Source organism: Nonlabens dokdonensis (assembly GCF_002162835.1).
In the GTDB taxonomy this organism is placed as follows: Bacteria; Bacteroidota; Bacteroidia; order Flavobacteriales; family Flavobacteriaceae; genus Nonlabens; species Nonlabens dokdonensis_B.
The window spans coordinates 1-14,112 of sequence record NZ_MAAX01000073.1; the positions used below are offsets into that span (position 1 = coordinate 1).

At 36.3% G+C, this 14,112-nt stretch carries 11 protein-coding genes; 4 read left to right on the forward strand and 7 right to left on the reverse strand.

What is annotated here, in order from left to right; all coding sequences use genetic code 11:
- Positions 1 to 568: glycosyltransferase (locus A9Q93_RS04340; protein WP_303686148.1), on the forward strand; the 568-nt coding region annotated here is incomplete at its 5' end.
- A gap of 482 nt (positions 569 to 1,050) precedes the next feature.
- Here A9Q93_RS04340 and A9Q93_RS04345 read toward each other — a convergent pair.
- The 3 genes from A9Q93_RS04345 to A9Q93_RS04355 are packed head-to-tail and all read right to left on the reverse strand — an operon-like array spanning position 1,051 to position 6,829.
- Positions 1,051 to 2,559, reverse strand: coding sequence for a glycoside hydrolase family 2 TIM barrel-domain containing protein (locus tag A9Q93_RS04345; protein ID WP_303686149.1), 1,509 nt, complete (start codon positions 2,557 to 2,559; stop codon positions 1,051 to 1,053).
- Complete coding sequence (locus A9Q93_RS04350; protein WP_303686150.1) at positions 2,556 to 3,791, reverse strand: hypothetical protein; 1,236 nt, start codon at positions 3,789 to 3,791, stop codon at positions 2,556 to 2,558. The genes A9Q93_RS04345 and A9Q93_RS04350 overlap by 4 nt, the downstream gene beginning before the upstream one ends.
- On the reverse strand, positions 3,788 to 6,829 hold the full coding sequence (locus A9Q93_RS04355; RefSeq protein WP_303686151.1) for a hypothetical protein: 3,042 nt from the start codon (positions 6,827 to 6,829) through the stop codon (positions 3,788 to 3,790). The genes A9Q93_RS04350 and A9Q93_RS04355 overlap by 4 nt, the downstream gene beginning before the upstream one ends.
- Before the next feature lie 182 nt (positions 6,830 to 7,011).
- Here A9Q93_RS04355 and A9Q93_RS04360 point away from each other — a divergent pair, with 182 nt between their 5' ends.
- On the forward strand, positions 7,012 to 7,827 hold the full coding sequence (locus A9Q93_RS04360; protein ID WP_303686152.1) for a dolichyl-phosphate beta-glucosyltransferase: 816 nt from the start codon (positions 7,012 to 7,014) through the stop codon (positions 7,825 to 7,827).
- Positions 7,828 to 7,856: 29 nt separating this feature from the next.
- Positions 7,857 to 8,828: a type I phosphomannose isomerase catalytic subunit gene (locus A9Q93_RS04365; RefSeq protein WP_303686153.1), complete on the forward strand. Its 972-nt coding sequence runs from the start codon at positions 7,857 to 7,859 to the stop codon at positions 8,826 to 8,828.
- Positions 8,829 to 8,839: 11 nt separating this feature from the next.
- Here A9Q93_RS04365 and A9Q93_RS04370 read toward each other — a convergent pair whose 3' ends face one another.
- Complete coding sequence (locus A9Q93_RS04370; protein WP_303686154.1) at positions 8,840 to 9,532, reverse strand: ZIP family metal transporter; 693 nt, start codon at positions 9,530 to 9,532, stop codon at positions 8,840 to 8,842.
- A 164-nt stretch (positions 9,533 to 9,696) separates the two neighbouring features.
- On the reverse strand, positions 9,697 to 10,848 hold the full coding sequence (locus A9Q93_RS04375; RefSeq protein ID WP_303686155.1) for a class I SAM-dependent RNA methyltransferase: 1,152 nt from the start codon (positions 10,846 to 10,848) through the stop codon (positions 9,697 to 9,699).
- Between the two features lie 62 nt (positions 10,849 to 10,910).
- Between A9Q93_RS04375 and A9Q93_RS04380 the strand changes: the two genes are divergently transcribed.
- On the forward strand, positions 10,911 to 11,711 hold the full coding sequence (locus A9Q93_RS04380; RefSeq protein WP_303686156.1) for a class I SAM-dependent methyltransferase: 801 nt from the start codon (positions 10,911 to 10,913) through the stop codon (positions 11,709 to 11,711).
- Positions 11,712 to 12,060: 349 nt separating this feature from the next.
- On the opposite strand, the gene pyrF is transcribed toward A9Q93_RS04380, so the two are convergent.
- Together pyrF and prfA are read right to left on the reverse strand one after the other, a co-directional pair.
- Positions 12,061 to 12,870 (reverse strand): orotidine-5'-phosphate decarboxylase, encoded by an 810-nt coding sequence (gene pyrF, locus A9Q93_RS04385; RefSeq protein ID WP_303686157.1) that lies wholly within the window; start codon positions 12,868 to 12,870, stop codon positions 12,061 to 12,063.
- 108 nt (positions 12,871 to 12,978) lie between these two features.
- Positions 12,979 to 14,055, reverse strand: coding sequence for a peptide chain release factor 1 (gene prfA / locus A9Q93_RS04390; RefSeq protein ID WP_303686158.1), 1,077 nt, complete (start codon positions 14,053 to 14,055; stop codon positions 12,979 to 12,981).
- Positions 14,056 to 14,112: the final 57 nt, after the last annotated feature.

Below are 14,112 nucleotides of genomic sequence, written 5' to 3' on the forward strand. Positions count from 1 at the left end.
GACTTTTGGTAAGTTTGGGACTTATAAAAAAGTAGAAAAACTCATTGAAGCGGTAGAACTGGTAAGAACAAATACGAGACAAGATCTAGAAATTGTGATCGCAGGAACCGATAATCCTAATACTTTAGGCTACTTAGAAAATGTTCAAAAGCAATACAATCATGTTTCTAATATTACCTTTACTGGCTACGTAGCAGAAGAAGACGTACCGGTAATCTTCTCAGAAAGTGCAATGGTGGTTTTCCCTTATACATCTACGACAGGTAGCTCTGGCGTATTACATCAAGCTGGTAGTTATGGAAAAGCTGTAGTGATGCCGGATTTAGGAGATTTAAGCATCTTAGTAAAAGAAGAAGGTTACAAGGGCGAGTTCTTTGAACCAGAAAGTGTAGAAAGTCTTGCAGCTGCCATTGAAAAACTAGTGGTTGATAAAGCCTACAGAAATGAAATAGCAAAAACTAATTACCAAGCCGCGACTGCATTACCTATGTCGGTAATTACAAAAATGTATTTGAACGTTTTTAATAATCAGTCAACAACTGCAACTCAAATGGCTGTTGCAGCGTAAAGATTTGGAATATTTACTATCTAACATGCCAAGTATTTCTCTTGGCATGTTTTTTTGTATAGATAAACATCTCGATTAGATCCAGACAATGCCAACACGAATAGTTGGTATGTAGAATATCAATAGTTTGATATTGAGATACTTATTCAAATGACTACTGGCCTAAGAACATAGAACGTAAAAAATGAAGTGAAGCGTAGGGTGAAGCAAAAATCTTTCTATCTCAATAGTCATAATAGTCCATCACTTAATTTTAAACTACTGAATATATAAATATCTATAAACCTTTTTTTTGCGCCGCAGCAAGCGATATTTTTAGTGCTAGGTTCTTAAGTCTTGATTTTTTTGTTTCGTTTTTTGATCAAGCAAAAAATGAAAGAAGCTAGAACAGAAAAGACTAATTCAATTAAGACATTTTGTTTTTAAATCTTTATTTATAAATAGTGGTAGTAATAGTTATGCTACTTAAATTAAGAAATGAATCAATCTTTTTGAATCAACAAATAAGCTGGCTTGATACCATCAGAATTTAAAATCCCAAAATGCGCCTGTTTATTCTTACGCCATGGTAAAGAACCAGCCACATCTGTAGGGATATGGTCAAAATCATAAAGTGTCCAAAAGAGATAGTTCACGCTATCTCTTTTTTGCGTTTCAAGAAGTTTACCGTAAAATTCGGCTTGATCATAAACATTATTTCCATCAAGTGTCCAGAAACCATTATAACTAGGCAATCCTATTTCTTGTAATACAACAGGTTTTGAAGTTTGATTTTCTATGGCTTTGTGAGAAGCGCTTAAGTCATCGATATCTTCATAATAATGATAAGAAATAAAATCAACTTCATTTTCTAAATGCAACGCAGATTTAGTATTGGACCAACCTATAGTTACTGAGTGAATGGAATCTATTTTCTTAACGGCTTTTATGGTTTGCGATAACCAAGAAAGTACAATTTCTTCTCCACGATTTTCAAAATCTAGGTTGGGTTCGTTTTTAATGTCCCATGCTAGAATTGCTGGATGATCTCTAACCTCATTTACAATAGCTCTTAAATGTTTATTTGTCAGTGTCCAGTTTTTCATTTCATAATCACCATAGAAATCAAAAAGCGTGATCATCACTTTTAAGTCGGCTTTATGAGCCTGATCGAGAAGTATTTTTAATCTTCTCAGCTTTTCTAGATCCACATTTGCTTTACCAAAATCTTCATAACCTACAAAAACACGTATCGTATTTAAGTTCAATTCTTTTATGATTTTAAAATCATCAGCCAGCAGCGTAGAATCAACAGCTTCATTAAACGTGTCCCAAGGATGCGCCTGCGGATAATAATTAACACCTTTGATCATTTCTATCTCCAGCGGAATCGTATGATTATAAGTCTCCACTTCATTTATAGCTAGCTTTTCAAAATGACGCACACGCCAGAATCCATCTTCTAGAAGTAGAATAATTCTATAGTCTTCATTAAACTCTCGCTCATTTATAAACTGGTTGTTGTGGTAAATTTTCTCAATTCCAGTTACATTTCTATCAGTTAACACAGCGATGGTTCCATCGGCGCTATAAAATTCTAGAGAAATGTTATGGCTTAAAGTTGTGGATTTAATTTGAAGTTCTTGAGCGGCATTGTACTCAATTAATGCATTTACTTTTTCTCGAGCACTTTCCGTATAATGATCATAAACTCCATCATTGTTGTTGTTCTCTAAAGCTAGATTTTTAACGTACCACGCGTCTAGATAATCTTGTTCTATTTTTAGCTGATTTGCAGGTTCCAAAGGTCTTCCTGGATTGTCAATGTTTTCCCAGGCTACCTCAGGCAAGTAATAGTCTGTACGAGCAAGATCTAAGTGCAACATTTTTGAGGTATCTGCACCAGTATTGAGATATGCGATCACCTGACTGATTCCGTATATAATTACAGCATTAACCGCTAGAAAAGCAATAATGATAAATGATCGATATAGAAGTTTGTTTTTTTTCACTTCAGCTCTATAGATTTGGTGGTCGTTATTCCTAAAGTTTTGATCTGGATATCATAGGTATTTGGCTCAATTATTTTTGTGTCAAAGGTGTACGTCGATATACCATTATGTGTTTTTAAAATGATTTCGCTGCCATCAATTTTTAATTGTACCGGAATTCCATCTGGAACGAGTTGTCCTAAATAACTGGTTAACGGTCCTATAGTAACTATTTTATTTTCTGAAAAAGAAAAAGGTATTTCATCAATGATGGATTTAAATGTGATGTTTAATTCTGGACTTTCTACCATTCCATTGATCACTCCTTTTACCGTCCAGGTAGATGGTGCTTGTGGATGTAACGCTTTCGCGAAAGCGTAACCATTAACGGTACTTGCCGTAGTTTGCCAGCTGTTGTCATGGTCATCTTTAATGAAAAAAGTAACTAAAGTCCCATCGGTCATAATATTACCATGTGAATCTTTTATTTGATCGGTTTGTAAAATTATAATTTCATTACCGTCAGCATAGTTATGGTTACTGGATTTAGTAATTTTAAACGGAACAGCGATGTCTGGAAAAATGTCCACGACCAGTTCTTTAGAAGAAATTTGTTGCAACGTACTTCCAGTGATTAATCTACCAGTGGTCAACGGCGCTGGAATGCGCTGCCAGGCAAATCCAGATTGAATTTTCTTTGTAGTAGTAGTAATATCGCCTTTGAACTGCTTGCTCATTTGAACAACTGTTTGATCTGGTAACATGTTATCTAGGCTGTCTACAGGAATGCTCACCAACATGGTGTAATCGCGCTCATTTGCAATAATACTGCGCGGCCCGACATAATTCTCTACGGTTTTAAGTTGTTTGATATTAGGTAATAACTTAAAAGAACCTCGTTCTAAGGTTGTTTCTCCCGCAATAAGTTTCCATTCTATAATTCCGGAGTGTTGAGAAATAACTTCTGGAATGTGAATAGCTAACTGATCTTGATGGAGCTGAGGTTTTAAAACTGTAGTTCCGTAGGTTCCTGATACGACAAACTCTAGTAGTTCAAAGTCATCATTATTATAGGACTGAAATTTAATTTTAATTCCGTTTTTAGTCACCACTTGATCAATAGGTGTGACTATTTTAAAAGCGTCGGCGGCGATGGCGGTTTTTTCTATTTTTTGCTTTTCTGAACAAGAATAGATGATCGCTGTCATCACGATAAGAGCCCAAAACGTTATGTTGCTAACTAACTTTCTCATCGCGGATTCCCTATATAGGCGTTAGTAGTTATCGAGATAAAGGAATAAGGTTTATTATCAACAGGTAGTAGAAACTCCTTCTCACCAGACTTATTTCTATTAGGATGCACTTTATCAGAAATACTTTGATTAGGCAATCCGTTGATAGATACATTATCGAGATGAGATGCAAGCACGATAGGCAGTTCTAGATCTTCTAATAATATAGAAAACGGTCTTTTGCGTTGTGGGCGCACACTTTCATCTATATAAACTGCCTCAGTCCAGATCAATTCCTTGTTCTCATTATAATAGCTGATGAGTAGTTGTGGTATAGTCGCTGCTTCAATACTAGGGTTAAATAAAAATCCATTTAATTGCGATTCATTAATGTCAATCTGTGAAGGAGCAACGGTTTGATACAAATCTGTAGTAGCGACATTTGCTTTTACTTGCACTTCAAAATTAGAAGGCACTTGGTATAACTTTTCCTCATCATAAGTAATGTCAAATTGAATCAGGAAAGGAGTTGTTTCCTTGGGTAGTAATTTATGTTTCACGATATCTTGTGAATTATATCGCGCTATTTCTTTATTGTCGCGGTCATACAAAGCTCCAGTTACGGCAATATCTGCTGGAATATTATCTACATTTTGAATAGATCCCACAATATAGAAAGTAGAATCGCGCTGTATCATTTTGGCCGTAGTAACTTCTACAACAGGTTGTTTCAACACATCTTCATGAAAGGTTTGTTCTGAAGTGATTTTACGTTTTCCATGATTAAAAAATCGCGTTCCGCTTTCAAACATCAATTGATCTGGTGGGATGTCAGGATCTACTTCTTCGGGAACGATAAACCAATCTCCTTTATTCTTTGTTATAGAAAGTGTATCTGTGGTCTGGATTTCTTTAAGAGGTGTAATCCATTTGATTTTTGCAATGGCTTTTACGGTGGATTCATTTTGGTCGACAACGGTTACCGCGATACTGTCCATTTTTGCATAAGAGCTCAGTAAACCATCAGTAACAGATACTTCTAGCATGAACTGCGAGATATCTTTTTCACTTGCAGGATAGATGTAAGAATGGGCTCTTTCAAATTCTTTAAAATCTATCGCATCATAATATGCGGTTACTACACTTTCTGGAGTCAATTGTACTGACTTCTCAACGTAAATTCCATACACCATAATACTAGCTAGTACAATCATAACACCTAACCAGAATATGGAGATCCCGTATAACCATCCTTGACCTTTCTGTGTTTCAGGTCCGTTTTCATATATATAGAGACGCTTCTTTTCTTTCTTCCTGTAAGAATAGAACAGCATACTTCCTAAATACAAGAATATAGAAATCACAACTGTAGAAAATGGTATAATTCCCCACATTAATTTTTGAAATAAGGGAACATCATCTTTAGGTAAAATACTTGGTAATGGCGAGATTCCTGCTTTTTCCCAGACGGTAATTCCATTTTCTAATAAGCTTAATCGGTGCCAACCGGTGAAGTAGAGTAGTGGATCATAAAATTTATCATTAGAAAAAACATATTTCAAATGAAATTTTTCTGGTACGGTAAGAAATTGTTGCAAAGAACCTAACCCTTCAATACCTCGGTATTTGGAGTTTTCTAGTCGTTCTACAGCTCTAGAAGTAAGCTCTGGCAATCTTCTTGCCGAGTGGTAATTACCGTCCACCGTAGTCGCATTAGTCTGTGCAGATAGCCATGCCATTTGATCACCGAATCCCAAAGGTAAATAACGCCATTTATCATGGTCATCTTCATTTAAGAAGTTCACTATAGGTTGCATGTTGATCTCGTCGGGCTGGCTAGGTCTAAATTTACCTAGTGTGATGGTAAAGACAGCCATAAAAATAAAGGCAACGGCAAGAAATCCGCCAGTGGCTCGATGCACAATGGCGCCCCATTTTCTTTGCAAGATTTCTTTATAATCGCCATCTGTGAAACGATAACAAAATTCACCAAATAACGGCAACGCCATGATCGATGCCCATAAGGTAAAACGGTCTAAAGTGAGGATGTTAAAAGCATTTTCCCCTAATAACTTGAGCGGTATAGGAGTCGTTCCTCCAGTTCCTAAAATAAATAACAAGCTGAATGAAAAACCGAAAAACAGAAGTCGCTTACTATAAAATCTATATAAAAAGTAGGGTAGAAACACCATTAAAATTCCCCATGGAATAACAAAAAACACAAGTCCAGAAGAGGTCACTTCTAGAAAATTATCTCTAGAACCGTGAGGTATAGGTACTTGAGTAATAGGGTTGTTTTTGGTATTGATCCAGTAAGGTAGGATACAACCTATAATAAGGATTAATGAACAGGCACCAAATGTGATGATACGTCTCAGTTTGTTCCAGAGTGCTTTCGCGAAAGCGGAAAAAGTAATTTCCTTATTGCTATGTACTTGCTCTCGTGCCGCATCCATGATCACCGTACCTATCAAAGGGAAAATAAAAAACACCATTCCAAAAATAGGAGTGACGTGATGAGAAGTCACCGTAACAGCTAGTAAGGCTAGAGCTTTGAAAAGTGCGATTTTCTTTCCCGTTTTGAGCCATTTATAGATTTCGGGCAAGGCATGCATGAGAATGGAAATTCCAATAATACTAGGCAGCTGTCCAAAAATATGCAAGGTTTCTACAAAACAGGAAGAAAATACCGCCATGATAGCTGCATATCCGGCAACTTTTTCATTCGGAATCAAGACTTTGGTAAATCGATAGACTCCTGTTATAAACAAGACAACGCCTAATAAAGCAACGGTAAACATCCCAAATTTAAGACCACCGATTAAAGAAAGCACTCCGATAGTTTGATGTACCAGCGGCGGATATCCCATAACGGTAAATCCAGTATACCAGCTATAACTCCACGGCTCAAACCAGCTGGTAGCATAATGATTTGCAAAAAACAAATGTATCAAGGCATCATAAGTACGCTCCACTGTAAAGAACATAGAGGTACCATGGAATATAATTCCTAGCAGTACGGCAGTGATGAGGTATTTATTTGTTTTTGACGTCTTCATTAAGGTCTTGAAAAGTACTGAATCTTTGGACGATGTAAAGATAAATCTTTCGATAAATGGTACATCTATCGACGAGTGGTTTCTGTCTATAGTTCTTGTTCATCCATCGAAAATCGCCGTTTTGAGGTGCGTTAGCGAGATATGTTTGCAGTGTAATTGATAACAACTTAAAAATATATCACATGAAAACTGGAATTATAATCCCTTGCTACAACGAAGAGAAACGACTGGATCAAGAAGCATTTGTTTCTTTTATTAAAGAAAATGAAGACTATCATTTATGCTTTGTAAATGACGGTAGTAAAGATGATACTTTAAATGTGCTTTATGCTATGAAAGATCAGGCGCCGCAGTCTATAAGTGTCATTGATGTAAAAAAGAACTCTGGTAAAGCAACGGCTGTTAGAGCTGGAGCACGTTTTTTATATAGTCAGCCTTACATATCTAACATAGGCTTTATTGATGCAGACCTTTCTACCGACTTTAAAGATTTCAAAGATCTAGTAAAAACTTTAGAGAAAGAGAACAAAATTATGGTTTTTGGTTCAAGAAATTCTGGAGGAAGCAGTAAGATAGAACGTGACTTTATGAGGAACGTTCTATCAAAATTCATCAAACAATTCATCCTTCTTATTCTAGGCATGTCTATTAGAGACACGCAATGCGGTGCAAAGGTTTTTAGAAAAGATATAGTACCTGTGATCTATAAAGATGCTTTTTTAAGCAAGTGGTTATTTGATGTAGAAATTTTCTTGAGACTCAAAAGACATTTAGGATCAGAGAATGTGATGAAAAGAATTACCGAGCAACCATTAATGAGATGGGTTCATGTAGACGATTCTAAATTAGGAACAAAAGACGCTTTAATCATCCCTGCAAAACTGACACAAATCTGGCTTAGCTACAATGTGATGAGAAAAGCAGATACAATTCATAACATTTACGGAGGTCCTTTTGATTTGAACCCAACATCAACTGAATTTTCTATTGCCGCATAAACTTTTACTAATCATTAAAACATTAGATCATGACTACTTATCCTATAAAATTCGAACCTATTTTACAAGAAAAAATTTGGGGTGGAACAAAATTAAAGTCACTTCTTAATAAAAAATCAACTAGCGACTCCATCGGAGAAAGCTGGGAAATATCAGGAGTAGAAGGTCATATATCTGTAGTGAATAATGGAGTTTATAAAGGTTGCAGCATCACAGATTTAATAAAAAATCACAAACAAAACTTTGTAGGAAGTAAGAACTATAGACAGTTTGGAAACGAATTTCCATTGTTGATTAAATACCTCGATGCCAACACAGATCTTTCTGTACAAGTGCATCCAGATGATGAAATGGCTCAAGCAGAGCACAATTCTTTTGGTAAAACAGAGATGTGGTACATCATGGATCGAGAAGAAGATGCTACCATTATCAATGGTTTTAAAAACGAGAAAGTAACTACCAACTCTTTGAGAGCGATTACAAAAGACAACGTAGATCAAATCTTAAACAAACAAAAAGTGAACAAAGGAGATGCCTTTTTTATTCCAGCAGGTAAAGTCCATGCGATAAGAGCAGGCGTTCTCGCAGCAGAGATTCAGCAAACATCTGACATTACTTACAGAGTTTATGATTGGGATAGAGTAGATACCTCAGGACAAGGAAGAGAGTTGCATTTAGAGCAATCAATTAAAGCAGTAAAAAGAGATGAAGCAGCAGCAAACCCATCAACAGAAAACAGTTCTTGTAGCAAGTCTAAAGTTCTAGCCAGTTGTCCTTATTTTACATCCACAGTTATGGATTTAAATCAACCTACATCTGTAGATTATAGTTCTAAAGATTCTTTTGTGATTTATATGTGTGTAGAAGGCTCTTTTGAAATACATATCAACGGTAGTATAGAAAAAGTAAATAAAGGAGAAACGGTTCTTATTCCAGCAAATGCACAAAAAGTATTTTTAGATACTCAAGCTGCTAAAGTTATTGAGGTTTACGTAGAGTAGGGAATTTAATTCTACAACACAAATCCCAACACAGCACCTATTACCATTACTAAAATCTTTGCTAGATTAAATTTATGATTCTCACTAGCTTCTAGAATCAGCGTTGTAGAAACATGCAGTACAATACCAGCGACTAGAGCTTTAATAGGTAACATCACCTCTTGAATAAATCCAATATTTCCAGCAGCGAGACTTCCTAGCGGCGACATAGCTGCAAAAAATAGTATAATTAAAACGGTTCTATATTTAGCAAAGTTACTTTTCAGTAAAAATGAGGTTAGTATAAAAGCAATTGGGATTTTATGAACGGCTATTCCATAAAGCATTCCCATTCCATGATTATGATCGTGCCCATGATTTTCCTGCAGTGGCATTCCTTCTAGAAAGGCATGCAAGCACAAACTACCAAAAAGCAAATAAGGAAAAACGCTCACATTTTTATTCACATGCAAATGTCCATGCTCTGCACCTTTTGAAAAGAACTCTAGAATAATTTGTAAAAAAACTCCACCCATAAGATAGGCAGCATAAGTACTTTCTCCAGTTCCATAGATCTCTGGTAAAAACTCACTTGCAACCGCGCTCAATAAAAAAGCACCAGAAAAAGCCAGCAACAATTTCATACGATTTGCAGACTGAGGCTTGATAACTATAGCCGCAACAAATCCCAATAGAACAGCAAGAAAAGGTAAAAGTAAATTCATTATCAGTTATGAGTCATCCCAGAAAATTTGGCTCGAGATGAATAATTAAATTAAAAAGCCAATTCCAAATTTAACAGGGATCTGCTGGTTTTATCGCAAATTTAGTTAAAATGAAGTTTGTGCGAGAGTGAAATTCACAGCTCAGCAACTCAAATACACAGAGACTACTTTATCTCATCACGATCACGTACTTTATGTAACTTCTTTGTTCCCTTGTACATCTCGTATTTTACAAGTTTAGCTTCTATTTTACCATTGTATAGTTGGATCTTACGCGATGGACGCAATCCTACAAACTTTAGCGCTCCTAGGTTTCCAGTAATCATCCATGCAGTAGAACCAGCATAACGTTGTTTTAAAGTATCACCTATAGACTTATAAAATTCTTCCACATCTACAGAAATACGCTCATCATACGGCGGATTAAACATCAAGAATGCACTAGCACTTTGATGGTCTCTGAAGAAATCACCTTTTTCCAACTCGATAAAATCTTCGAGATTAGCATTTTTTACATTTTCCTTTGCTTTCTCAATCGTGTATCCATCTGCATCTCGAGCGATAATTTTACCGTCAAATTCGCGCATTTTCTTCAAACAACTTGCTTGAATATTTTCAAATAATTCATTGTTATAATCGGGCCATTTCTCAAAGCCAAATTCAGGTCTATTAATATTTGGAGCAATATTAGCACCTATCATGGCCGCTTCTATGGCTATCGTTCCACTACCACACATAGGATCTATAAAAGTAGAACGCTGGTCCCAGTTACTCAACAGTATAATTCCAGCTGCAAGCACCTCATTAATAGGAGCGACATTAGTTTTATCTCTATAACCACGTTTGTATAATGGATCGCCACTTGTATCTAGTGATACATCTACATTTTGATCATTAATATGCACAGAAATTCTTAAATCAGGATGTTTTGTATCTACATCTGGTCGTTGTCCTGTTTTATTACGTATTTGATCTACAATCGCATCTTTAGTCTTTAACGCCACATACTGACTGTGATTAAAATATTGTGATGCAATCGTACCATGAACCGCGAGAGAATCATGATGAGTCAAGTGCTTGGACCAGTCGTACTGATAAATCCCATCATACAAATCTACTTCGGTGCGTGCTCTAAAGCTATAAATAGGTTTCAGAATCCTTATCGCTGTACGCAACATCATATTTGCTTTGTACATAAAACCTTGGTCACCAGTAAACTCTACCATGCGTACACCACGCTTTATATTCATTGCACCTAGTTGTCGCAACTCTTTTTCTAGCACTTCTTCTAGGCCAAAAAGCGTTTTGGCAATCATCTTAAAATTTTGGGACATCATCATGAGATTTGAACGGCAAAATTAAGGTATTTTTGCGGTCTATGAGCAATGCAAACACATCAGATCAGTGGTACGCAAATTGGTTTGACACACCATATTATCACATTCTTTATCGCGACCGTGATTATAAAGAAGCTGGTGCTTTTATGCAGCGGTTGACACAACGTATACGATTACATAATAATGCTCATATCATGGATTTAGCTTGTGGTCGTGGTCGTCATAGCATGTATTTAAACCAGCTGGGATATCGTGTAACTGGAGTAGATTTGTCTGAAAGTAGTATCGCTTTCGCGAAAGCGGAATTAAGAAAATCTTCATCTCAAGGATCCAATAATGCTACAAATGACATTCTAAGTCCTATCGATGCTTCTCGCATCGAGTTTCACGTTCATAACATGACCGTTCCTTATGATCAAACATTTGATGCGGTTTTTAATCTATTTACCAGTTTTGGGTATTTTGATGATGCAGCAGACAATTTAAAGACGATAAAGGCGATAAAGGAAAATTTAAAACCTGGCGGATATGGAGTTATAGATTTTATGAACTCAAATTATGTGATCAAAAATCTGGTAGCTCAAAACTCCAAAACTGAAGAAGGAATTACATTTTACAATTCTAGACGTTTTGAAGATGGTTTTATTTACAAAGACATCAAATTTAGTGACAACGACCACGATTATCATTTTACTGAAAGAGTAAGTGCGCTCACTTTAGAAGATTTTCAAAGCTATTTTAAAGAAGCTGGTCTAGATTTAATAGATGTTTACGGCAACTATCATCTTGAAGACTATGATGAAAAAACATCAGATCGTTTGATTATGGTCTTTAGGAATTAAGTATTCACTATCATCCTGAAAAATTTTGGTTGTAATAATTTAGAATTAAAATAAGAAAATTAGTTCCAAAATTTATTCAGGATCTGCTATGATCTTTCTCGATTTTAATACAGCGTTTCATTTCTAGACCCTAAAGCGCAGAAATACTAGTTTATCGCTTTATAAAAGTTAAGTAGAACAATTTCTAGCATCTTTCAACCTTTCCGACCAAAACTCGCTGCCGCGCACTTTGCCCACCTTTCATTTTCTAAGGAAAGGAGTCTTAAATAGGTTTCCCCTTTAAGGAAATGTCCGCGGGAAAATGGGGCCGAGACGCTGGGATAATAAATAAAGTGATTCTTAAATGATTCTAAATCAACTCAGCCATTTGTTGTTGCAATGCTAATGCTTTACTTCTTGCTGCTTTAGCAAAATCAGTTCCGTTTGAAGCATAGATAATACCGCGAGAAGAATTGATTAGTAAACCTATTTGATCGTTTTTACCGTATTTCACCACTTCTTCTAGACTACCACCTTGCGCTCCTACACCTGGAACAAGCAGGAATGAATTAGGAACGATCTCACGTATTTCTTTAAGGTACTCAGCTTTTGTAGCGCCTACTACGTACATCAAGCGGTCACTATTTTTGTATTGTGAAGCTGTTTTTAAAACTTCTTGATAGAGAGGTTTACCATCAACAGTTTTAGTCTGGAAATCAAAAGCACCTTGATTAGAGGTTAATGCTAATAAAATGGCAAATTTATCCTCAAATTCAAGAAACGGCTCTACCGAATCTTTCCCCATGTAAGGAGCGATCGTGACACTATCAAAATTTAAATCTTCAAAAAAAGCTTTGGCATACCGTGTCGAAGTGTTTCCTATATCACCACGTTTAGCATCTGCAATAGTAAAATGGTTAGGATAGTTCTCGTTGAGGTAGTTTATGGTCTTTTCTAATGCCTGCCAGCCTTTAACACCGTAAGCTTCAAAGAAAGCCGTATTAGGTTTATAAGCAACACAAAGATCATGAGTGGCGTCTATTATTGCTTTCGCGAAAGCGAAAATAGGATCTTCCTCTTTTAATAAATGAGCAGGTATTTTATCAAGATCAACGTCTAGTCCTACGCATAGGAAGGAATTTTTATTTTTGATTTGGGTGGTGAGGTTAGATAAGGTCATTAGGTTGTTTGGTTATTGAGTTGCAAAGCCAACCTCGACAAGCTCAGTTTGACAATTGACCAATTGATATATTTTAGTTGCTTATAAAGTGATTAGCTTTTTGTAAGGTTACAGTCCTTCCTCACTCATTTTTAATTTTTCAGTATTATCGACCAGTTGTAGCTCGTCAATGATTTTTTGAATATCACCGTTGATAATGTTATCAAGATCGTATAATGTCAGGTTGATTCTATGGTCTGTAACACGTCCCTGTGGATAGTTGTAGGTTCTAATTTTGGCACTTCGGTCACCAGAGCTCACCATATTTTTACGTTTCTCTGAGTCGGCTTCCATCTTTTTTGCAAGCTCCATTTCATATAAACGAGAACGTAATACCTTTAAAGCTTTCTCTAAGTTCTTGTGAGAAGATTTCTGGTCTTGACAGCTTACGATCATTCCTGTAGGCTCGTGGTGTAATTTAATCGCAGAGTAGGTTGTATTTACAGACTGTCCACCAGGTCCGGTAGAAGTGGTGCGCTCGATGCGGACTTCTGTCATGTCCAGTTCTACGTCAAATTCTTCAGCCTCTGGAAGTACCATTACTGTTGCTGCACTTGTATGCACACGACCTTGAGTTTCGGTTTGAGGAACACGTTGTACACGGTGTACTCCAGCTTCAAACTTTAAGGTTCCATAAACGTCCTCACCGTTTACTTCCATGATGATTTCTTTGTAACCGCCACTAGTTCCATGACTTGTGTCTACGATACTAGTAGACCATCCTTTTGAAGAACAATACTTTTCATACATTCTAAAAAGATCACCAGCAAAAATACTTGCCTCATCTCCACCAGCACCAGCACGTATTTCCATAACGGCATTTTTTGCATCTTCTGGATCTTTAGGGACAAGCATCATTCTTATTTCTTCTTCCAGTGCAGGAATAGCTTCTTTAGCCTCATCATATTGCATTTGAGCCATTTCTACCATATCGGCATCGCTACCGTCTGCAATAATTTCTTGTGCTTCTTCTAGATTTGCAGTAAGAGTTATGTACTCTTCACGCTTATCCATTAGGTTTTTAAGATCTTTATATTCTTTAGTAAGTTGTACGTATCGTTTTTGATCTGCAATTATATCAGGTTGTATGATCAAGTCATTTACCTCGTCAAAACGATTTTTTACAATATTTAATTTATCTATCATGGTCTATTTCAAGTGCTGCGAAAATACGGAATTTGCTCGTAATTTTGTACTATAATA